19 protein-coding genes are annotated in these 21,398 nt (G+C 73.1%); 10 read left to right on the forward strand and 9 right to left on the reverse strand.

Annotated features, from left to right (window positions below):
- The first annotated feature begins 72 nt into the window (after positions 1-72).
- Entirely contained in the window at positions 73-1,746 is a 1,674-nt protein-coding gene (miaB, locus tag OERS_RS08275) for a tRNA (N6-isopentenyl adenosine(37)-C2)-methylthiotransferase MiaB (protein ID WP_082848849.1), read from the forward strand.
- A gap of 81 nt (positions 1,747-1,827) precedes the next feature.
- On the opposite strand, the gene OERS_RS08280 is transcribed toward miaB, so the two are convergent.
- Both OERS_RS08280 and OERS_RS08285 read right to left on the reverse strand, forming a co-directional pair.
- Positions 1,828-2,331, reverse strand: a complete 504-nt coding sequence (locus OERS_RS08280; RefSeq protein ID WP_082608722.1) for a type III secretion system chaperone family protein — start codon at positions 2,329-2,331, stop codon at positions 1,828-1,830.
- Positions 2,328-3,008 carry a type III secretion system chaperone family protein gene (locus OERS_RS08285; RefSeq protein WP_082608723.1) on the reverse strand — a complete coding sequence of 227 codons (681 nt, stop codon included), beginning with the start codon at positions 3,006-3,008 and terminating at the stop codon, positions 2,328-2,330. The genes OERS_RS08280 and OERS_RS08285 overlap by 4 nt, the downstream gene beginning before the upstream one ends.
- A gap of 59 nt (positions 3,009-3,067) precedes the next feature.
- Here OERS_RS08285 and OERS_RS08290 point away from each other — a divergent pair, with 59 nt between their 5' ends.
- Positions 3,068-3,694 carry a hypothetical protein gene (locus OERS_RS08290; protein ID WP_139107755.1) on the forward strand — a complete coding sequence of 209 codons (627 nt, stop codon included), beginning with the start codon at positions 3,068-3,070 and terminating at the stop codon, positions 3,692-3,694.
- A 25-nt stretch (positions 3,695-3,719) separates the two neighbouring features.
- Here the strand turns inward: OERS_RS08290 and OERS_RS08295 are convergent, their stop codons facing one another.
- Genes OERS_RS08295 through OERS_RS08305 form a run of 3 tightly spaced genes read right to left on the reverse strand, consistent with a single transcriptional unit; the run spans position 3,720 to position 8,160 of the window.
- Positions 3,720-5,753: a hypothetical protein gene (locus tag OERS_RS08295; protein ID WP_068625421.1), complete on the reverse strand. Its 2,034-nt coding sequence runs from the start codon at positions 5,751-5,753 to the stop codon at positions 3,720-3,722.
- Entirely contained in the window at positions 5,750-7,663 is a 1,914-nt protein-coding gene (locus OERS_RS08300) for an HSP90 family protein (protein WP_068625422.1), read from the reverse strand. Before OERS_RS08300 ends, OERS_RS08295 begins: the two co-directional genes overlap by 4 nt.
- Positions 7,660-8,160: a type III secretion system chaperone family protein gene (locus OERS_RS08305; RefSeq protein ID WP_056648794.1), complete on the reverse strand. Its 501-nt coding sequence runs from the start codon at positions 8,158-8,160 to the stop codon at positions 7,660-7,662. The genes OERS_RS08300 and OERS_RS08305 overlap by 4 nt, the downstream gene beginning before the upstream one ends.
- Before the next feature lie 205 nt (positions 8,161-8,365).
- Here OERS_RS08305 and miaA point away from each other — a divergent pair, with 205 nt between their 5' ends.
- Together miaA and OERS_RS08315 are read left to right on the forward strand one after the other, a co-directional pair.
- Entirely contained in the window at positions 8,366-9,319 is a 954-nt protein-coding gene (miaA, locus tag OERS_RS08310; protein ID WP_068625423.1) for a tRNA (adenosine(37)-N6)-dimethylallyltransferase MiaA, read from the forward strand.
- Positions 9,316-10,308 (forward strand): diaminopimelate epimerase, encoded by a 993-nt coding sequence (locus tag OERS_RS08315; RefSeq protein ID WP_068625424.1) that lies wholly within the window; start codon positions 9,316-9,318, stop codon positions 10,306-10,308. Before miaA ends, OERS_RS08315 begins: the two co-directional genes overlap by 4 nt.
- Positions 10,309-10,407: 99 nt before the next feature.
- Here the strand turns inward: OERS_RS08315 and OERS_RS08320 are convergent, their stop codons facing one another.
- Positions 10,408-11,070, reverse strand: a complete 663-nt coding sequence (locus OERS_RS08320) for a class I SAM-dependent methyltransferase (protein WP_068625425.1) — start codon at positions 11,068-11,070, stop codon at positions 10,408-10,410.
- 225 nt (positions 11,071-11,295) lie between these two features.
- Here OERS_RS08320 and hflX point away from each other — a divergent pair, with 225 nt between their 5' ends.
- The 3 genes from hflX (at position 11,296) to OERS_RS08335 (ending at position 16,074) form a co-directional block, all read left to right on the forward strand.
- The gene (hflX, locus tag OERS_RS08325; RefSeq protein WP_056648802.1) at positions 11,296-12,828 is read left to right on the forward strand and encodes a GTPase HflX; all 1,533 of its coding nucleotides are present in this window, start codon (positions 11,296-11,298) and stop codon (positions 12,826-12,828) included.
- Positions 12,829-12,983: 155 nt separating this feature from the next.
- Positions 12,984-15,041, forward strand: coding sequence for an ATP-dependent DNA helicase (locus OERS_RS08330; RefSeq protein ID WP_068625426.1), 2,058 nt, complete (start codon positions 12,984-12,986; stop codon positions 15,039-15,041).
- Positions 15,042-15,120: 79 nt separating this feature from the next.
- Complete coding sequence (locus OERS_RS08335; RefSeq protein WP_056648806.1) at positions 15,121-16,074, forward strand: L-lactate dehydrogenase; 954 nt, start codon at positions 15,121-15,123, stop codon at positions 16,072-16,074.
- A gap of 131 nt (positions 16,075-16,205) precedes the next feature.
- Here OERS_RS08335 and lexA read toward each other — a convergent pair whose 3' ends face one another.
- Positions 16,206-16,955: a transcriptional repressor LexA gene (gene lexA / locus OERS_RS08340; RefSeq protein WP_068625427.1), complete on the reverse strand. Its 750-nt coding sequence runs from the start codon at positions 16,953-16,955 to the stop codon at positions 16,206-16,208.
- A 295-nt stretch (positions 16,956-17,250) separates the two neighbouring features.
- Between lexA and OERS_RS08345 the strand changes: the two genes are divergently transcribed.
- Positions 17,251-17,622, forward strand: a complete 372-nt coding sequence (locus OERS_RS08345) for a LysM peptidoglycan-binding domain-containing protein (protein WP_211268453.1) — start codon at positions 17,251-17,253, stop codon at positions 17,620-17,622.
- 396 nt (positions 17,623-18,018) lie between these two features.
- The gene (gene nrdR, locus OERS_RS08350) at positions 18,019-18,561 is read left to right on the forward strand and encodes a transcriptional regulator NrdR (RefSeq protein WP_056648812.1); all 543 of its coding nucleotides are present in this window, start codon (positions 18,019-18,021) and stop codon (positions 18,559-18,561) included.
- A 105-nt stretch (positions 18,562-18,666) separates the two neighbouring features.
- Here the strand turns inward: nrdR and OERS_RS08355 are convergent, their stop codons facing one another.
- On the reverse strand, positions 18,667-19,743 hold the full coding sequence (locus OERS_RS08355) for an aldo/keto reductase (RefSeq protein WP_068625428.1): 1,077 nt from the start codon (positions 19,741-19,743) through the stop codon (positions 18,667-18,669).
- Positions 19,744-19,857: 114 nt separating this feature from the next.
- On the opposite strand from OERS_RS08355, the gene OERS_RS08360 reads away from it, so the two are divergent.
- Positions 19,858-20,049 (forward strand): DUF5302 domain-containing protein, encoded by a 192-nt coding sequence (locus tag OERS_RS08360; RefSeq protein ID WP_056648816.1) that lies wholly within the window; start codon positions 19,858-19,860, stop codon positions 20,047-20,049.
- A gap of 93 nt (positions 20,050-20,142) precedes the next feature.
- Here OERS_RS08360 and serA read toward each other — a convergent pair whose 3' ends face one another.
- Complete coding sequence (gene serA, locus OERS_RS08365; protein ID WP_056648818.1) at positions 20,143-21,342, reverse strand: phosphoglycerate dehydrogenase; 1,200 nt, start codon at positions 21,340-21,342, stop codon at positions 20,143-20,145.
- Positions 21,343-21,398 lie beyond the last annotated feature (56 nt).

Raw genomic sequence — 21,398 nt, forward strand, 5'->3', positions numbered from 1 at the left:
GACAACAGATGCCCGGCAGCCGGAGAACCAGCGTTTCGGCCGGGCGCTCGCGGCGCCGTACCCTTGACGGTGATGTTCTCCACCGCCCTGCGCCCCGATGACAGCCCCGTAGCGGGTCCCTCCGACGCGCCCGAGGCGGCCGCGCCGCGGACCTACATGGTCCGCACCCTGGGTTGCCAGATGAACGTGCACGACTCCGAGCACATGGCCGGCATGCTCGAGCAGGCCGGCTACACCCGCGCGGAGGCCGCCGACGAGGCCGCGCACCGCGCGGACGTCGTCGTCATCAACACGTGCGCGGTCCGTGAGAACGCGGCCACGCGCCTGTACGGGAACCTCGGGCAGCTCGCGTCGATCAAGGCCAAGCGGCCCGGCATGCAGATCGCGGTCGGGGGCTGCCTCGCGCAGAAGGACCGGTCCGGCATCGTCGAGAAGGCCCCCTGGGTCGACGTCGTGTTCGGCACGCACAACCTCGACGCCCTGCCCGTCCTGCTCGAGCGTGCCCGGCACAACGAGGCCGCGCAGGTCGAGATCGCCGAGTCCCTCCAGGTCTTCCCCTCGACGCTGCCCACCAAGCGAGAGTCGGTCTACGCCGGCTGGGTGTCGATCAGCGTCGGGTGCAACAACACGTGCACGTTCTGCATCGTGCCGCACCTGCGCGGCAAGGAGCGCGACCGGCGCCCGGGGCAGGTCCTGGCCGAGGTCCAGGCGCTCGTCGACCAGGGCGCGATCGAGGTGACCCTGCTGGGCCAGAACGTCAACAGCTACGGCGTCGAGTTCGGCGACCGTGGGGCGTTCGCCAAGCTGCTGCGTGCGTGCGGGGAGATCGAGGGCCTCGAGCGCGTGCGCTTCACGTCCCCCCACCCCGCGGCCTTCACGGACGACGTGATCGCGGCCATGGCCGAGACCCCCAACGTCATGCCGCAGCTGCACATGCCCCTCCAGGCCGGGTCGGACCGCATCCTGCGGGCCATGCGCCGCTCCTACCGGTCGGAGAAGTTCCTGGGGATCCTCGACCGCGTGCGCGAGGCCATGCCCGACGCGTCGATCACGACCGACCTCATCGTGGGCTTCCCGGGCGAGACCGAGGAGGACTTCGCCGAGACGCTGCGCGTCGTCGAGGCCTCCCGGTTCTCGTCGGCCTTCACGTTCCAGTACTCCCAGCGACCGGGGACCCCGGCCGCGACGTTGCCGGACCAGCTGCCCAAGGAGGTCGTCCAGGAGCGCTACGAACGGCTCCAGGCGCTCCAGGACCGGGTCAGCGCCGAGGAGTCCGCACGCCAGGTCGGGCGCACGGTCGAGGTGCTCGTGACCGAGGGGTCGGGCCGCAAGGACGGCGCGACGCACCGCCTGACGGGCCGTGCGGCGGACAACCGTCTGGTGCACCTGGCCGTGCCCGACGACGTCGTGACCCTCATGGCCGGTCGTGCGGACGGCGACGTCCTGGCCGACGACCCGCGCCTGGCCGACGACCTGGACCCGCGCCTGCCCCGCCCCGGGGACATGGTGACCGTCGAGGTCACCCGGTCGGCTCCGTACCACCTGGTCGCCGACTCGGCCGTCGCCGGGGCCACGGGCATCGGTGGGACCGGCACGTACTCGGTGCGCCGCACGCGCTCGGGCGACGCCTGGGTCGCGCGCGAGAAGACGCGCCTGGGGGGCGGCGACGACCACGGGCACTCGCACGGGGCGCCTGCAGCCGGTGGCCCGGTCAGCCTGGGACTGCCGAGCCTGCGACGTCCCTGAGCAGGTGTGCGGGCTCGTCGACCGACGAACCCGCACGCGGAGGTCCACGCCTCAGGACCCCGCGCCCTGCCGGAGATCGCCTCAGACCGGCGGGAGCTGACCGCCGATCGTGTTGAACAGCTGGACCGCGGTTCCGAGCCCGCACGAGACGACCTGACCGAGCTGGTCGTCGGTCGCTCCTCGTTCGAGGTCGACCGAGACCTCGGCGTACAGCGCCAGCCCCTGGCTCTCCTCGCGGACGTAGACCTTGGGCCAGATGCGTTCGCGGTTCCAGTCGTTGACTGCCTGGAGCACGGCGAGGCGTGAGGTGACAGGCAGGGTCGTGGACCAGCGACCGCGGACCTGGAGGATCTCCTGGTGCTCGCCGAGCAGCAGGAACCAGAACCGGTTGCCGTCCCAGGTCCCGGTGACGTCGCCGTCGTCGTCGATGCGGAAGTGGTAGCCGCGCCGCGAGAGGTAGTCGCCGATGCGTCGTGTCGACAGGGGGGTGGGGAGCTCGACGTCGATCGGCACGTCGTCCACGGGCTTGGGCCGGTGGTTGCCGAACAGGCGCGCGAGCCAGCTGGTGCGGGGGGTGGGGCTCATGGTGCCGACCTCGCAGGGTCCGGGTAGAACTCGTCGAGCGCGTCGAAGAACATGGACCCGGTCGACAGGCCGCACTGGAGCAGCTGGTCGAGCTGGTCGTCGTTGACGCCGTGCTCCAGGTCCACCGTGACCTCGGTGAAGACGTGGACCATGCCGTTGTCGCGCACGCGCGTGTAGGCCTTGGGCCAGATGCGGTCGGCGTTCCACTCGTTGCAGAACTCGAGGATCTCCTCGAGGCGCTCGATCGTGATGTCCCTGTTCCACTGGCCGCGCACCTGCAGGATCTCCTGGTGCGTGCCGAAGAGCAGGAAGTAGAAGAGCCGCCCGTGCCACAGCCCGCCGACGTCGTCCTCGGCGTCGATGAAGTAGCTGTACCCGGAGTCGGCGATCCACTCGAGCACGCGCCCGCGTCGCAGGGGCGTGGGGATCTGGTCATGGTCGATGTCGGCGATCATGGTCCCGCCGAGCTCACGGAGCAGGAGGCTCTCGACCGAGGCGTGGAGCGCCGCGTCGTCGAGCGACGGTGCGGCCGTGCCGTCAGGTCCTGCGGGGGCGCCCTCGTCCGGGCCGCTGTCGCCGCCCTGTCCGTCCGCGCCGCCCTGTCCCGACCGGTCGCCCGGCTCGGGACGGTCCCCTCGTCCGGAATGGTGTCCCCGTCTGCCGCCGAAGAACCTCATGGGCCCACCCTACCTGCGCCCGGCGCGGATCGTCCTGCCCGCGGGGTAGCGTGGCGCGCGTGATCGTCCGTGCCGTCGCCCTGCCTGGAACCCCCCTCCTCGTCCCCGGTGTCGCCGGGAGCGCCGTGGTGCTCGCGGACACGCGTGCCCACGTGCTCGGTGCGTTCCAGGACCTCGCAGCGCACGTGGACCGGGTGGTCGTGGTGGTCGTCGCGGCCAGCGGGACGGCGGGCCGTCACGACGTCCTGCGTCCGGCGCTCGAGGCGGTCGGCGTCGAGCCGCGCTGGTGGGGGTGGGCGCCCGCCCCGGGTGCGCAGGGGCTGCCCGCCGCCGGGCTCGCCGGGTCAGTCGGGCTGCTGGCGCTCGCGGCTGCCGGGTGGGACGGACCGGTCGAGGTCGTCGAGCTCGAGGCCGGCCGACCTGCGGGCGAGGCCGGCCGCCTGGTGCGTGCGCTCGCGCAGGAGCCCGGTGCGGGCCTCGTGGTGGTGACGAGCACCGTGCCCGACGCCGCCGCTCGCGCGGGCGGCCCGGCGGCGGACTCGCACGGCGCGGCCCGAGAGGTCGAGCGCGAGGTGCTCGGCGCCCTGGGCGACGCGTTCGAGGAGGTCGTCGAGCGGTCGGTGGGGGAGTACGAGCACCGCACGTACGAGGTCGTGAGGTTCGTCGGCGCCCCGGCCGGTCGGTGAGTCGCCGACCGGCCGGGAGCGTTCGCTAGCGCTCGCTCAGCGTCGCCGCGACCTGCGCGGCGGCGTCCTCGCGGCCCAGCCCGTGCAGGATCGCGACGAGCTCGTTGCCCACGCTCGCCCGCGACCGCTGGTCGCGCGCGAGCCGGAACCCGTCGATCGCCGACTCGAGCACGTCGACGGCACCCTCCGGGTCGCCCGCCTCCGCGCGCGTCGTCCCGGCGAGCCAGAACGCGTGCGCGGCCCCCGGGAGGTCACCGGCCCGGGCGTACTCCTCGGCGACGGCCTCGGCTGCTGCCGACGCCTGCTCGTGCTCGCCCGTCGAGGCGAGCAGCCGGGCCCGGGTGTCCGAGAGCTCACGGCGCTCGCGGGACCTGGCGTCCGCGCGGGACGACGGTTCGTCGCCCGTTCCGTCGGGGCCACCCGGCTCGTCGCCGGCCGCACCCGCGCCTCCGGCCGCGGCGCCGAAGGGGCCGCCCAGGTCCGTGAGCTCCTTCTCGACCGCGACCAGGCCCACGAGCGGGTCTCCCGCGCGGGCCGACGACCGGGCGTAGGCCCGCGCGACCTGGCCCCTGAACTCCGGCCCGACCCCGCCCGCGCGCAGCAGGGCCACGGCGCGAGGGAACGCGGTCAGCGCCCCGGCGAGGTCCTGCTCGAGAGCGGCGATCTGCGCGGCCTCCGCCAGGGCGAAGCCGGCGTCGGCCAGCAGCCCCTGGGCCTCGAACGTCGCCGCGGCCTGCTGGTACAGCAACGCCGCGGACGCCGGGTCCGTCGCCGCTGCCTCGCTCGCGCGGGCGACGAGCTCGGGGCCCGTGGCGCCTCCTCCCGTGCGCGCCGTAGCGGCCGAGGCGGTGCTCGCAGTCGGTGCGCCGCCCGGCCCCGGCTCCCCGACGCCTACCGGCGCGGCGGCGTCGGGCACCGCACGGTCCGTCACCGGTGCGGATGACAGCGCACCCGAAGGAGCCGTCAGCACGCTCAGGCTCACGGGCAGGACGGTCGGGGTGCTCGCCCACACCGTCTCGGTCCGCCGCGTCGCGGCGTCCGTGCCGTTGCGCGCGTCGAAGGCCGTCGCGAGCTCGAGGGCCTGGGAACGGATCCAGGCGTCGAGCCCCGCGACCGTCGAGGCCGGGACCTCGCGCAGCGCGAGGCTCCGGTCCCCGTGCTCGCGGGACAGCAGCGCGGTCGCGGCCCCGACGCTGAGCAGGAACGACCACCGGTCCCGCGGGGAGTCGGCGGACAGCAGGCTGTCCTGCTGCTCCTCGAGGCGACCGATCGCCCGCTCGTCGTTGCCCGTCCGCGCCAGGAACTCGATGTGCCGTCCCTGGGGGCCGGTCATCGCCACGCCGTTGTCGAGGTGCCGCAGACCTCGGCGGTGGGTGGTCGCGGCCTTGTCCGCGCGTCCCTGCTCGAGGTAGGCGAGCTGGAGGTGGGAGAGCATGTCGCCCGGCTCGGTGGCGCACTCGGGCGACCCGGCCAGCACGGTCTCGAGGAGGCGGACCCCCTCGTCGGTGCGACCGACGTCGAACAGGTAGGCGGCACGGTCCCCGGGCTCGCAGGCCTCGCACTGGGAGAAGTCGTCGCGCGGCGTGGCGACCCACGCCTCGTACGCGGCCGCGACGGCCTGCGTCCCGCGCGAACGCTCCCACTGGAAGCGGGACATGGTCACGGCGTTCATGCCGTTGCCCGCGACCGCGTACCGGCGCTCCATGTCGTCGAGCGTGCGGTCGATCTGCGCGGCCGGGACGGCCGGGAAGTCCATGAGGTTGCCGACCATCCACTTGAACGACCAGAAGAGCGAGTGCGCATCCTGCTCGTCGAAGTGCTCGGGATGCTCGTCCCACCACCGCAGGAGCTGGGTGAACGGCAGGTAGGCCTTGGTGACCTCGTTGCCCCACACGTAGGACTCGACCAGGACGAACAGCGCGTAGGCACGAGCCTCGACCGGGCCGTTCGCCGTGATCTCGTCGAGCTCGCCGGCCGCCGCGGTGCTCCGGGCGATCCCGTAGGGCAGGTCGCGGATGCGGGACAGGGCCCCGTTGGCCTCGTGGACCGAGCGGGTCATCGGTTCTCCTCCAGGGGTGTGGTGCCGGGGCGCAGCGCGCGGTCGAGCAATACCGCGAGCGAGCCGTTCATGAGGGTCGCCTCGGAGGACCGCAGGGGTCGTCCGGACAGGAGCAGGGCCGTGACGTAGAGCGACTGGGCACCCGCCTCACGGACCTGCGGGTCCGTGGTCGCGAGGAGGGAACGGACCGTGTCGTTGGTGTCGTTGAGCACGAGCTGGCGCGAGCGCGCAGGGCCCGAGAGCTCGGCGAGCACCTGGCCCCAGAGGTCGTCGGCGGCCTCGACCGTCGCCCGGGCCTCGCGCTCGTGGTCGCCGTCGCGGTCGTGCAGGAGCATCGCGGGCAGCACCGAGGGCTCGTAGGCCCGGACGATCACCTCGCAGTCCTGGGGCGCGAGCGCGGCGTCGATCGCCTGCACCGTGCCGGCGATCTCGAGCTCGCGCAGCGGGTCGACCTCCAGCAGCGCCTGGGACACGTCGCTCGAGGTCACGGGCGACAGCCGCCACCGGGGGAAGCGGTTCGAGATGCGCTCGAGCAGGTCCGCGTCGTAGACGTACCCGCCGTTGACGAGCCCGAGCCCCTGGGCCGCGGCGACCGGCGCGACACGCCGGAACTCCTCGACGCTGGGGGTCCACAGCAGGCGCGCGCCCTCGGGGAGCGCCGCCTGCAGGTCCGTGAGCGTGCCCGTGCCCTCGGTCGTCTCGAACGGGAGCACCCGGGCCGCGAGGTCCAGCATGTCGTCGTCCTGGAGCGCGAGGGCGCGGACCGCGAGGTGGTGCACCCGCAGGAACGCGCGGCCCGCGGGGGAGTCCTCGGCGAGCGTGGCCAGCGCCCACGCCCGGACCTGGGCTCCGAGGGCCTCTCGCGTCGCGAGCAGGACCTCGTCCTCGTAGAGCCCCTCGCGCGACGCGGTGGGGCGCAGCGCCGAGGCGTCGAGCACGCAGCGCACGAAGAACGCCCAGGGCGGCAGCAGGTCGTCGACCTTGGTGCCCAGAAGCATGCGCTTGAGATACACGCGATGGCTCGAGGGGGTGGTCGGTGACACCGCGGCGGGCAGGACGTACGCGACCCCGCTCAGGCCCGCGACGGGGATGTCGAGGTCGATTCTGGCGAGAGGGGTGAATCCGAGCGTCTGCTCGGCGTAGCGCGTGAGGGCCGCGTCGCGCTCGGCAGGGGTGGCGTGCCGCTCCTGCCAGGGCAGCTCGCGGCCGCTGAGGCGCCGCCAGACCGTGCGCGCGTCCCCGTCGACGGCTGACGAGCCCCGCGGACCCGGCGTGCCGTCGTCGAGGTCGAGGCGGACCTCGACCTGGAGGTCCACGGGCAGCAGCGACCCGAAGTCCTGGGCGAGGGCCGTGACGGTCGCCGGGGCGAGCCAGTGATCCATGTCGCGGCGTGGGCGCAGGCGGACGATGCTCCCGGGCTCGGCAGGGACCGTGGGGTCGTCCGCCGCGACCTCGGTCAGCTCGTAGCTGCCGTCCGCGAAACCGCGCCAGCGCACCGGGGCTGGAGCCTCGCCGTCGGGCCGGGAGCGCGCCGAGCGCGACGTGAGCTCGATCTCGTCGGCGACCATGAACGCGGACAGGAGACCGATCCCGAACTGGCCCAGGAACTCCTCGCGGCCCGTGCCGAGCTCGACGTCGCGCTTGGAGCTGCGACCGATCGTGGCCAGCAGCTCACCGGCCTCGGCGAGCGTCAGCCCCACCCCGGAGTCGGCGACCTCGAGCCCGCCGTCGGGCAGCGGCCGGAGCCGGATCGTCGCGGGCGCGTCCTCGCCCGCGAGCCCGCGCCGCGCGGTGATGGCGTCCACGCCGTTCTGCAGGAGCTCGCGGAGGTAGACGCGAGGGCTCGAGTACAGGTGACGTGCCAGGAGGTCGACGACCCCGTGCAGGTCGACCTGGAACGTGCTCGTCAAAGCGGGCGGTCCTCGACGTAGACGTTCGCGTCCGCGGGACCGGCGTCCGGGGCGGGGAAGCGCTCGTCGAGCTGCTCGAAGAACTGCAGGCCGGAGAACAGACCGCACTCGACGAGCTGCCCGAGCTGGTCGTCCGCGACACCGAACTCGAGGTCCGTCGAGACCTCGGCGTAGACGCCGAGCTGGTCCCCCTCGACGCGCGAGTAGACCTTGGGCCAGATCTTGCTCTGGTTGACCTCGTTGGCGAGCAGCGCCACCTGCGCCTGGTCGGCGGCCGAGAGCGTGCGGCTCCACCGGCCGCGGACCTGCAGGATCTCGTCCTTGGTCCCCATCACGAAGAAGTAGAAGACGTTGCCGTCCCAGCTGCCGCCCAGGTCGCCGTCGTCGTCGATGCCGTAGTTCCAGCCCTTGCTCGTGAGGATCGCCTCGATGCGGTCCCGCGAGAGCGGTGCGTTCGCGGGCGGAAGGGTCTCGTCCGGCTTGGAGAAGAAGCTCATGTCTCGATTCCTCGTCGTGTCGTGGGGCGCGCAGGGCAGCGCGGGGCGGAGCGTGACGTACCGGGCTGCCGGTGGCCACCCGAGGAGCCTACGCAGGTCCACCCACACAGGGACAGGGGCGACACAAGGGGCAGCCCGCCTGCGCGGAGCCCTGCCCCGAGCCGGGGCGGGGCACCGAGGCTCGCCCGCCGGGTACGGTTCTCGGATGCTCATCGTCGCCGTCGTCGGCCCCACCGCGACCGGGAAGTCGGACCTCGCCCTCGACCTCGCCCAGGCCCTCACCCCTGCCGAGGTCGTCAACGCCGACGCCTACCAGCTCTACCGCGGCATGGACGTGGGGACCGCGAAGGTCCCGGTCGCCGAGCGTCGCGGGATCGTCCACCACCAGCTCGACGTGCTGGACCCCCACGAGGACGCCTCGGTCGCCGACTACCAGTCCTCGGCCCGCGCGGACCTCGACGCGATCGACGCCCGGGGCGCTCGCGCGGTCGTCGTCGGCGGCTCGGGCCTCTACGTACGGGCACTGCTCGACGAGATGAACTTCCCGGGCACCGACCCGGACGTCCGCGCGCGCCTCGAGGAGCGCGCCGAGCGCGAGGGAGCACGGGCCCTGCACACCGAGCTCGCGCGGCTCGACCCCGGCGCCGCGACGTCGATCGGCCCTGCGAACACGCGCCGCATCGTGCGGGCGCTCGAGGTCATCGAGATCACGGGCGAACCGTTCACCGCGAACCTTCCGCGCCAGGAGTACGTGCGCCCCGCGGTCCAGATCGGTCTCGACTGCGACCGCGAGACGCTCGACGCCCGCGTGGCCGGTCGGGTCGAGCGCATGTGGGAGCAGGGGCTGCTCGACGAGGTCCGTGCGCTCGCGCCGCACCTGGGCCGCACCGCCGAGCGCGCGGTCGGCTACGCCGAGGTCCTGGCCCACCTGCGCGGGGAGATCACGGCCGACGAGGCCCGCGAGCAGATCACCGCGAACACGCGCCGGCTGGCCCGCAAGCAGATGGGCTGGTTCGGTCGTGACCCGCGCGTGCACTGGCTCGACGCGCAGTCGCCCACGCTCCTGGCCGACGCCCTGGAGATCGTCCGCGCGGGCGACGACGGCACCCTGGACACGCGCACGGACGAGCGTCCGACGCGCCGTAGTCTGGGCTCATGAGCCTGCCGCCGCCCCGTCCGACGACCCGCTTCGCCAAGGGCCACGGGACCCGCAACGACTTCGTCCTGCTCGCGGACCTCGAGGGGAGCCGAGACCTCGACGCCGAGCAGGTCCGGGCGCTCGCAGACCGTCGCGCAGGCATCGGCGGCGACGGGGTGATCCGGCTGGTCCCCACGGCCTACGTGCCGGAGTCCGCGGCGGTCCTCGCCGAGGACCCCGAGGCGATCTGGTTCATGGACTACCGCAACGCGGACGGCTCGATCGCCGAGATGTGCGGCAACGGGGTGCGCGTCTTCGCGGCCTTCGCCGAGCGCCTGGGGCTCGTGGACCTCACGCCCGCCCCGACCGCGACCGACGACGCGGGGTCCACCGACGGCCCGGCGACCTCCACGGCTCCGCGGGTGCTCGCCGTGGGCACGCGCGCCGGGGTCAAGTACGTGCGCAAGGAGGCCGGCGGGTGGTACGCGGTCGACATGGGCCCCTGGTTCCTGCCGGGCGGGCGCACGGCTCTCGACGAGGGCTTCGACGCCGAGGTCGCGGTCAAGGGCTGGGAGGTCGCCCGGCCCGCGCTGAGCGTCGACCTGGGCAACCCGCACACGGTGCTCGCGCTGCCGCACGAGGCCGAGCTCGAGGCCGCCGACCTGTCCGAGGTCCCCGTGGTCTCGCCGTTGCCCCCGCACGGTACGAACGTCGAGCTCGTCGTGCCCCTCGGCGAGGAGGTCTCGGTCGACGGGACCGTCGTCGGGCGCCTGCGCATGCGCGTGCACGAGCGCGGCGTGGGCGAGACCGAGTCCTGCGGCACGGGCGCGTGCGCCGCGGCGCTCGCGGTCCGGGCATGGGGGGGCCCGCAGTCTCCCGACGTGTGGCTCGTCGACGTGCCGGGGGGCACGGTGCGCGTGACGGCCCTCGAGGGCGGTCGCGTCGAGCTGGCCGGTCCCGCGGAGATCGTGTTCGGTGGAGAGATCGACCTGGCGGCGTTCGGGCGCTGACCGCACCCAGGGGCCCGACGGCGGAGCGCCCCCGCGTGCTCGGCGCGCGTCGGGCGCGGGACCCGTCGGCGGGGCGGAGGGCGGTGCGGACCTGCAGGCTCAGCCCGCGCGCGTGACCTCGAGGACGCGGAACCCCTTGGCGCTCGCGAGCTTGCTCACCGACAGGTCGTCGTCGAGGTGCTCGTCCAGCCACGCCATGAGGGAGTCGGCCCCCAGGTTGCGCTGCACCACGAGGTAGGCCTCGGTGCCGGGCTCGAGGCGCGGCAGCCAGTGCAGCAGCATGTCGTGCAGCACCTCCTTGCCGACCCGGATGGGCGGGTTGGACCAGATCGCGGCGAACCGGACGTCCTCGGGGACGTCCTCGGGGCGGACCGCGCGCACGTTCTCCAGGCCCAGGCGGGCGGCGTTGCGCCGCACCAGGTCGAGAGCCCGCTCGTTGACGTCGACCGCCCACACGGTCGCGCCGGGCGACTCGATCGCCATGCTCAGGGCGACCGGGCCCCAGCCGCAGCCCAGGTCGAGGAGGTGCGCGGCGCCGTCGGGCCCGGACGCAGCGGGCGGGAGGTCCGGGACGGACCGCAGGAGGACCTGGGTCCCCAGGTCCAGGCGGCCCGGGGAGAAGATGCCCGACGCGACCTCGACCGTGACCTCGCGTCCCGCGAGCCGGACCGTGAGCTCCCGACGTTCCTCGTCGGACGCGGGCTGCGCCGTGAAGTAGTGGTCCGGGGAGGGCTCGGGCGTCGCGTCAGGGGTGGTCGTCACGAGGGTCGATCCTATCGGGAGACCCGCCCGGGACCGTCCCGTGCGGACGGTTCACGCGCCGCGCAGGGCGTGAGAGGCTGCGCTCGCGGCGAATAGGTTCGCGTCGGGACGATCCGGCGTGCCACGCTTGTTGTACGACATGCCGACCGGAACGTCTTCCGGACGACGTCGACCGGCCCAGGTCACACGGACCCGGGGCCCGGACCCTCAGCTGAAAGGCGGCCCATGACCCAGACCCCTGCGAACCCCACCCCCGAGACCTCACCGGAGACCGTGGAGCGCCCCGAGCGCGACATCGCCGGAGACGTCGTGGCACGGGTGCTCGCTCGGGCGGGGACCGCGCGCGCCGAGGGGGGCACCCAGCACTCCGTCTACGACGGCGAGCAGCTCGAGCTCGCCGAGCGCACCGCGCTGCGACGGGTCGCGAACCTCTCGACCGAGCTCGAGGACGTCACCGAGGTCGAGTACCGCCAGCTGCGCCTCGAGAAGGTCGTGCTCGTGGGGCTCTACACGGGCAGCGGCGACGCCGCGGCGGCCGAGGCCGAGGTCTCGCTGCGCGAGCTCGCGGCGCTCGCCGAGACGGCAGGCTCCCAGGTGCTCGACGGCGTGCTCCAGCGTCGCCAGAAGCCGGACCCCGGGACGTACCTGGGCTCGGGCAAGGCCGCCGAGCTGGCCGCGGTCGTCGCGGCCACGGGAGCGGACACGGTCGTGATCGACGGCGAGCTCGCCCCGTCGCAGCGACGTGCGCTCGAGGACATCGTCAAGGTCAAGGTCGTCGACCGGACAGCGCTGATCCTCGACATCTTCGCCCAGCACGCCAAGTCCCGGGAGGGCAAGGCGCAGGTCGAGCTCGCCCAGCTCGAGTACCTGCTCCCGCGCCTGCGCGGCTGGGGCGAGTCGATGTCCCGCCAGGCCGGTGGCCAGGTCGGTGGCGCGGGAGCAGGCATGGGCTCGCGCGGACCCGGTGAGACCAAGATCGAGCTCGACCGCCGTCGTATCCGCGACCGCATGACGAAGCTGCGGCGCGAGATCGCGGCGATGGCCCCCGCGCGCGAGACCAAGAGGTCCTCGCGCAAGCGCCACGCCATCCCGTCGGTCGCGATCGCCGGGTACACCAACGCGGGCAAGTCGAGCCTGCTCAACGCGCTGACCGGCGCCGGGGTGCTCGTCGAGAACGCGCTGTTCGCGACGCTCGACCCCACGGTGCGGCGCGCGCAGACCGAGGACGGGCGCGTCTACACGCTCGCGGACACGGTCGGGTTCGTCCGTGCGCTGCCGCACCAGCTCGTCGAGGCGTTCCGCTCGACGCTCGAGGAGGTCGGCCAGGCCGACCTGCTGCTGCACGTGGTCGACGCGTCGCACCCCGACCCCGAGGGACAGATCGCCGCGGTCCGGCACGTCCTCGCGGACATCCCTGGCATCGACCAGGTGCTCGAGGTCGTCGTGCTCAACAAGGTCGACATCGCCGACCCCGACGTCGTGGCGCGCATCCGCGGCCGCGAACGGCGCACGATCGTGGTCTCGGCGCACACCGGGCAGGGGATCGACGACCTGCTCCAGCTCATCTCCGACGAGCTGCCGCGGCCCGACGTCTCGGTCGACCTCGTGGTGCCCTACCACCGCGGCGACCTGGTCAACCGCGTGCACCTCACGGGCGAGATCGACCTCGAGGAGCACGTCGAGACGGGCACACGCCTGCTCGCCCGGGTCGACGAGGGGCTCGCGCTCGAGCTCCACGCCGTCGCCGTCCGCGCCTGAGCGCGCAGGGGCCCGGGCTCAGGGGAACCGGGCCCCTGCGCGTGCCGGGGGGCCGCGGTCCGGCGCTCCTCCGGGCGCCTCGCGGGAGCCTCGTGCGGCCCGGCCCTCGCCGGCCGCGGGCCCGTCGTGTCGGAGGGTCACCGTAGACTTCCGGGGTGCCCGAGGAGACCACCACCACCCTGACCACGGGCTCTGCGACCCCTGACGTCGAGGAGCTGCTCGACCTCGCGGTCGGTGCCCTCGGCGGCGGACGCCGCGCGGGCCAGCACCAGATGGCCGTGAGCGTCGCGACCGCGATCGACGGCTCGGGCGGCCCGGACCACCTGCTGGTCCAGGCGGGCACCGGCACCGGGAAGTCGCTCGGCTACCTCGTGCCCGCGGTGCGCCATGCGGTGTGCGAGGACGAGCGGGTCATCGTCTCGACCGCGACCCTCGCGCTCCAGCGCCAGATCATCACGCGCGACCTCCCGCTGGTCGCCCAGGCCGTCGCGGACAGGCTCCCGCGCGAGCCCCGGATCGCTCTCCTCAAGGGCTGGCACAACTACCTGTGCCAGCACAAGATCGAGGGGGGCTACCCGGCCGACGAGCCCACGCTGTTCGACCTGCCCACGGGGGGTGAGCGCGCGGGCGTCGCGGAGCACCCGGCCCCGGGTGCGGCCTCGGGGGCCGCTGCGCTGGGCGAGCAGGTCGTGCGGCTGCGCGAATGGGCCCAGGAGACCACGACGGGGGACCGCGACGACCTGGTGCCCGGTGTCTCGGACAAGGCGTGGCGGCAGGTCTCGGTCACGGCCCTCGAGTGCCTGGGGGCCAAGTGCCCGCTCATCGACGACTGCTTCCCCGACCAGGCCCGCACGAGCGCGCGCGAGGCAGACGTCGTGGTGACCAACCACGCGATGCTCGGTATCGCCGCGTCGGGCTCGCCCGGCGTCCTGCCCGAGCACGGGGTGGTCGTCGTCGACGAGGCCCACGAGCTGAGCGACCGCGTCACGGCCGCTGCGACCGCGGACCTCTCGGTGCCCATCATCGAGCACGCCGCGCGGCTCGCACGTCGCCACGGGGGAGTGCAGACGACCGACCTGGACCTCGCGATCGGCGCGTTCGGGACCGTGGTCGCCTCGCTGCCTGCGGAGCGCTTCCCGGACGGCCTGCCCGACGACGCGCGCTCGGCCGTCGCGGCGGTCCGCGACGCGGCGCGCACGGTGCTCAGCGCGCTCAAGCCGGACACCTCGGGCGGGCCCCAGGCGCAGCCGGACACCGGGATGAAGATGGCCCAGGCCACCATGCTCCAGGTCTTCGAGATCGCCGAGCGCATGGCGCAGGACCCCACGGGGCACGACGTCCTGTGGTGCTCGCGCGCCGGCGAGGACGGTCGCTGGAGCGGGGACGGCGTGAGCAAGCTGCACGCCGCGCCGCTCGCGGTGGCCGGGCTCATCCGGACCAACCTCCTGACCGAGCGCACGGGCGTCTTCACGTCGGCGACGCTCGCGCTCGGGGGGACGTTCGACCCCGTTGCTCGCTCGCTCGGCCTCGACGACGACGGGGCCACCTGGAGCGGCCTGGACGTCGGCAGCCCGTTCGACTACCCCCAGCAGGGCATCCTCTACATCGCCAAGCACCTGCCCCAGCCCGGCCGCGAGGCGGCCACCGACGGGCAGCTCGACGAGATCGCCGACCTCATCACCGCGGCGGGCGGGCGGACGCTGGGCCTGTTCTCGTCGCGGCGCGCGGCGCTCGCGGTCGCCGAGGCCATGCGCGAACGGCTCGACGTCCCGGTCCTGTGCCAGGGCGACGACCAGCTGCCCACGCTCGTCAAGGAGTTCGCCGCAGACCCGCAGACGTGCCTGTTCGGCACGCTCTCGTTGTGGCAGGGCGTGGACGTGCCGGGACCCAGCTGTCAGCTCGTGCTCATCGACCGGATCCCGTTCCCCCGGCCGGACGACCCGGTGAAGTCGGCCCGCGCCCGCGCAGTGGAGGCTGCGGGGGGCAACGGCTTCATGCAGGTCTCGGCCAACCATGCGGCCCTGCTGCTCGCCCAGGGCGCGGGGCGGCTCATCCGGTCGACCGCGGACCGCGGTGTCGTCGCCGTCCTCGACCCGCGCCTCGCGACGGCTCGCTACGGCTCCTACCTGACCAAGTCGATGCCGGACTTCTGGACCACGACCGACCGACGTGTCGTCCTCTCTGCGCTCGAGCGCCTCTCCGCCCTAGGCTGAGACCCGGCAGTCCACGCGGTGGACGCGGTCTCCGTCCGGCGGAGGCTCGAGGTCCGTCGCACAACGTCCAGGAGGCACAGTGCCCGCCCGTACCACCAAGCTCGCGATCGTCGGCGCAGGTTCCGTCGGATCGACCCTCGCCTACGCGGCGCTCATGCGAGGGGCCGCTCACACCGTGAGCCTCCTCGACATCAACAAGACCAAGGTGGAGGCCGAGGTCCTCGACCTCCAGCACGGCATCCAGTTCATGCCCATGGCCAAGGTCGAGGGCTCCGACGACGTCGCGGTGTGCGCCGACGCCGACGTCGTCGTCTTCACCGCGGGCGCCAAGCAGAAGCCCGGGCAGACGCGCCTGGACCTCGCGGGTGCGACCATCTCGCTGGTCCGCAACATCCTGCCGGGGCTCGTCGAGGTCGCGCCCAACGCGATCTACATCATGGTGACCAACCCGGTCGACGTCGTGACGTACGCGGCGCTCAAGTACTCGGGACTGCCGTCGAACCAGCTCTTCGGCAGCGGGACGGTCCTGGACTCCTCCCGCCTGCGCTTCCTGGTCGCGCAGCACTGCGGTGTCGCGGTGCAGAACGTCCACGCCTACATCGCGGGCGAGCACGGCGACAGCGAGATCCCGCTCTGGAGCTCGGCGACCATCAGCGGTGTGCCGCTGCTCGACTGGCAGGGGCTCACGGGCCGCGGGCCGCTCACCGCCGAGGTGCGCGAGGACATCGCGCACGAGGTCGTGCAGTCGGCCTACCGCATCATCGAGGGCAAGGGCGCGACCAACTACGCGGTCGCGCTCGCCGCCACCCGCATCATCGAGGCGATCCTCGACGACGAGCACCGCGTCCTGCCCGTCTCCTCGCTCCTCGACGACTTCCACGGGATCAGCGACGTGTGCCTGTCCGTGCCGTCGCTGCTGGAGCGGCGAGGGTGCGGGGAGCGGATCGAGGTCCCGCTGTCCGACATCGAGCTCGCCGGGCTGCGCTCGTCCGCGGACTCGGTGCGCGCGGTCGCGAAGAGCTTCGGGCTGTGACTCGCCAGGTCTGACTCCCGCGAGGGGGCCGAGGACCGCCGACAGGCGGTGCCCGGGGCACGACGAAGGGGACGGCCGGTGCGGCCGTCCCCTTCGTCGTGCGGGAACAGGGGCGTCGAGAGGCGAGCAGGTCAGAGGCTGCGCAGGACCGAGACGACGCGGCCGAGGACCTGCGCGTCGTCGCCGGACAGCGGGCGGTACGCCTCGTTGTGCGGCATGAGCCACACGTGCCCGTCGATGCGCTTGAAGGTCTTGACGGTCGCCTCGCCGTCGATCATCGCGGCCACGATCTCACCGTTCTCCGCGACGGGCTGGCGACGGACGACGACCCAGTCGCCGTCGCAGATCGCCGCGTCGATCATGGAGTCTCCCGACACGCGCAGCAGGAAGAGCTCACCGTCGCCCACGAGCTGGCGGGGCAGCGGGAACACGTCCTCGACGACCTGCTCCGCGAGGATGGGGCCACCGGCCGCGATGCGCCCCACGACGGGGACGTACGACGGGGTGGGGCGCTCGGGGGACACCTCGGCGGGATCCACGCCCTCCACGCGCGGGAAGCCGCTGCCTGGCAGAGCCCTGATCCCGCGCGAGTCGTCGGTCTGGACGACCTCGATGGCGCGAGGACGGTTCGGGTCGCGGCGCAGGTAGCCCTTGCGCTCGAGCGTCGTCAGCTGGTGCTTGACGCTCGACGGGCTGGTCAGGCCGACGGCCTCGCCGATCTCGCGCATGCTCGGCGGGTAGCCGCGCTGCTCGACCGACGACCGGATCGTCTCGAGGACCAGGCGCTGACGCGCCGTGAGCCCGTCCCCGCCGGTCGCAGGGTCGGGGAGCTCGTGCACCTTCGCGAGCCTGCCCGTGGTGTCGGCCACCCGTCCCGCCATCGTCGTCTCCGCCCTGCTCGGCCGTTCCGGTCCTTGTCCTGCGGAGTGTGCGCCGAGAACGGCGCTGCCTCCTGGTAGAGCTCCCGGCCGCCTGCGCGCGCCCCGAAGGGGCCCGACATATCGGACGACCGGTACAGGTCCAGGGTAGGTCACCACGCGACACGAATCAAACACATGTTCGAGCATGTCTCGACAACGCGTGCAGTCGGTGATAGAAATCGTACAGATGTTCGACGTACAGGTGTTCGAACCGACCGGGGAAGGCGGTTCGGGCACCCCTGGCGAAGGAGTGGACATGAGCGCAGTGGTGTCGATGGACGAGTGGCGTACGGCGAGGCGTCGGGCGTCCGTGCCGGTGCCGGCGTCGGAGGGCCCCCTTCGTCTCACGCGTCGCGGTCGGGTCGTCCTGACGGCGCTCGCCCTCGGGCTCGTGGTGCTCGCCGTGCTGTGGGGCGGGAAGGCCTTCGCCTCGGGCCCCGGCGAGCCGCGCGAGGTCACGGTGCACGCGGTCCAGGCCGGCGAGACGCTCTGGCAGCACGCCGCAGCGCTGGCCGGGGGTGACCGCGACGTGCGCGACGTCGTCGACGAGCTGATGGCCCTCAACGGGCTCTCGTCGGCCAGCCTCGAGGTCGGGCAGCAGCTGCTGCTCCCGGTGGGCGAGGGGTGACGGGCTGCTGCCGAGGGGCCGTGCCGGCGCTCGCCGGGGCTCTGGTGCCGCGTCTCGGCAGGTTGCGTGTGAGACAGGGGTTGCGCACTGCCCTTAGGTTCCCCTAAGTTAGTACTGCCTCACCAACCCGGCTGGGGGGTCGGTCGGTGGGGAGGAGACGCGCACTGCCGCGTCTCCGCAGTTGCGTCGACGTCTGCGAGGCGAGTCGCGGACGTGAGATGGGGACGGGGGCGTCCCGACGGAGGTGGCCGGTTCACGGCCACCTCCGTTCTCCGTTTGTGACCGATGCCCGGGGCGGGGCGCCTTGCATGTCGCCGAGCGGGCGACGTACGTTCGGGGCGCACCTCCGGAGCGGCCGCTCCGGAGCCAGGCCGACCAGCACAGGAGACCTTTCCCATGCACTGTCCGTTCTGCCGGCACGCGGACTCTCGGGTCGTCGACTCACGGACCTCCGACGACGGCGCATCGATCCGCCGTCGCCGCCAGTGCCCCGCGTGCAACCGGCGCTTCACCACGATCGAGACCGCGAGCCTGTCCGTGGTCAAGCGTTCGGGGGTGACCGAGCCGTTCAGCCGGGAGAAGATCGTGACGGGCGTGCGCAAGGCCTGCCAGGGGCGACCGGTCAACGAGGACGACCTCGCGGTGCTGGCCCAGCGCGTCGAGGAGTCGCTGCGGGCCGGCGGCAGCGCCGAGCTCGACGCCTACGAGATCGGCCTGGCCATCCTCGGCCCGCTGCGCGAGCTCGACGAGGTCGCCTACCTGCGCTTCGCGAGCGTCTACCAGGCCTTCGACTCGCTCGAGGACTTCGAGACCGCGATCAACTCGCTGCGCGCCGAGCGCGAGGCTCGGGAGGATGCGGTGCGCGGACGCGACGGCTCCGAGGGGATCGACGTCGAGCAGGACCCTGCGCCCGCGGGGGAGGCCTCGCACCTGGCCTGAGCCGGGCGTGGCGCCGTGCTCGCGCGCCACGCGTGCCGCGCTCGGTCGGCGCGGACGATGCGTCCCGTGCTCCGTCGGCGCGGACCGGGACGGGACGGAGTGTGCTCAGAGCCTGCTCGACCGGTCGGCCCAGATGTTGATGCCGGTGTCGAGCGGGCGCGACGTGCCGTCCGGGGCCGTCTCGAGCGACACCGCGTCGATCGCCGCGAGCTCCGCGGGGGAGAACGGGACGGCGTCGAGCGCTCGCAGGTTCTCGTCGAGCTGGGCCGTCGTGCGCGCCCCCACGAGGACCGAGGTCACCCGCGGGTCCCGGAGCGTCCAGGCGAGCGCCATCCGTGGCAGCGACTCGCCGCGGCCCGACGCGATCTCCCGCAGCGTGCGGACCCGGGCGAGGTTCTCCGGCGAGAGGAGCTCGGTGCGCAGCGAGACGCCGCGCGCGGCGCGAGACCCCTCCGGCACGCCGTCGAGGTAGCGGTCGGTCAGCATGCCCTGGGCCAGGGGCGAGAAGACGATGAGGCCGGTTCCCGCGTCGCCGGCGACGTCGAGCAGCGTCCGTCCGTCGGGCCCTGGCTCCTCGATCCAGCGGTTGAGGATCGAGTAGGACGGCTGGTGCAGGACCAGGGGCAGGCCCAGGTCCGCGGCGATCTCGAGGGCCTGCGCGGTGCGACGGGCCGAGTAGGACGAGATCGCGGCGTACCGGGCGCGTCCCGAGGCCACGGCGGTGGCGAGGGCGCCGACCGTCTCGCGCAGCGGTGTCGTGGGGTCGAACCGGTGGGAGTAGAAGACGTCCACGTGGTCGAGTCCCAGTCGACGCAGCGAGGCGTCGAGCGAGGACAGCAGGTACTTGCGCGAGCCGCCTTCGCCGTACGGGCCAGGGCCCATGCGGTAGCCGGCCTTGGTCGAGAGGAGGAGCTCGTCACGGTGTCCCCGCAGGTCCGTCGCGAGCAGGCGGCCGAACCCGGCCTCGGCCGACCCGGGTGGCGGGCCGTAGTTGTTCGCGAGGTCGAAGTGGACGACACCCCGCTCGTAGGCGTGCAGCACGAGCTCGCGCTGAGCGGCGAACGGCGTGGAGTCCCCGAAGTTCTGCCACAGACCCAGAGACAGGGCAGGCAGGGTCAGGCCGGAGGTCCCGGCGCGCCGGTACGTCATGTCGTCGGTGCTCGTCGGTGTTTTGTGCGACATGTCTCGACCGTACCCGGTCGTATTCGCTGGCGTTACCGATCGGCGTACGCCAGGCTGGGGGCAGGGGAGCGCCCCCAGGCGTACCCGTTCCACCGAGAGCAAGGAGGCCCGCCGATGACGACGTCGAAGGACGAGACACCAGCGACCACGCCCAGCGAGGACGCGAAGGCGAAGTTCCGCGAGGCGCTGGACCGCAAGAACGCCGCGAGCCACCGCACCGCGGACGGGGGCTCGAACACGGGCACCGTGCACGGTTCGGAGACCGTCGGACCCGTGCAGCGCACGTTCCGCCGCAAGTCCGGCTGAGCGGCTGCCGGGCACTGCCCGGCCCGCCTGCTACGACGAGGGGACCGCACCCACGGGTGCGGTCCCCTCGTCGTAGCGGCTCGAGCTAGCGGGTCAGGACAGAACCCGCAGCTTGACGGTTGCGTCCATCGCGCGCAGCGCCTCGATCGCGGCCGGCTCGAGCTCCGAGCCGACGTCGGTCACCACGTAGCCGAGCTCACCGCGGGTCGCGAGCATCTGACCCTCGATGTTGGTGCCGTGCTCCGCGAGCACGGCGTTGACGGCTGCCAGCACGCCCGGGGTGTTGCGGTGCAGGTGCGCGATCCGGCTCACGCCCGTGCTCTGCTCGAGCGCCAGACCGGGCATGTTGACGCTGAGCGTGGTCGAGCCCGTGGCGAGGTAGTCGCGGAGCTTGCCGGCGACGAACTGGCCGATCGACTCCTGGGCCTCCTCCGTGGAGCCACCGATGTGCGGGGTCAGGATCACGTTCGGCAGACCACGGAGGTCCGACTCGAAGTGGTCGCCGCGCTTCTTGGGCTCCTCGGGGAAGACGTCGATCGCCGCGCCGGACAGGTGCCCGGACAGGATGGCCTCCCGCAGAGCCCCCGTGTCGACGACGAAGCCGCGCGAGAGGTTGAGCAGGATCGAGCCCGGGCGCATGCGCGAGAGCTGCTTCTCGCCGAACAGGCCGGCGTTGCCGCCGCGCCCGTCCACGTGCAGGGTCACGACGTCGGCGGTCTCCAGGAGCTCGTCGAGGGTGTCCATGCGACGGGCGTTGCCCAGCGCGAGCTTCTCGGCCGTGTCGTAGAAGATGACCGACATGCCGAGCGCCTCGGCCACGACCGAGAGCTGGGTCCCGATGTTGCCGTAGCCGATGATGCCCAGGGTGCGGCCACGGACCTCGTGCGCGCCCTCGGCCGACTTGTCCCAGATGCCGTCGTGGAGCGCGCGGTCGCGCTCGGTCAGGCGCCGGGTCAGCGCGATGATCTCGGCCAGGGCGATCTCCACGACCGACCGGGTGTTCGAGAACGGGGCGTTGAACGTCGCGACACCGTGCGAGGCGGCAGCCTTGAGGTCGATCTGGTTGGTGCCGATGCAGAACGCGCCGATCGCGACGAGGTCCGGTGCGGACTCGATGACGCGGGCGGTCACGTTGGTCTTGGACCGGATGCCGAGGATGTTGACGCCCTGGAGCGCCTCGATCAGCTCGGCCTCGTCCATGGCCCCGGATCGCACGGTCACGTCGATGCCGGCGGACTCGAAGATCGAGGTGGCGAGTGGGTGCAGGTTTTCGAGGAAGAGGGCGCGTAGCACCTCCCTATGGTGCTCCGAGTTGCCATGAGCACCAAACGAGTCTTGTCCTTCGGACG

The organism is Oerskovia enterophila, from assembly GCF_001692445.1.
In the GTDB taxonomy this organism is placed as follows: Bacteria; Actinomycetota; Actinomycetes; order Actinomycetales; family Cellulomonadaceae; genus Oerskovia; species Oerskovia enterophila.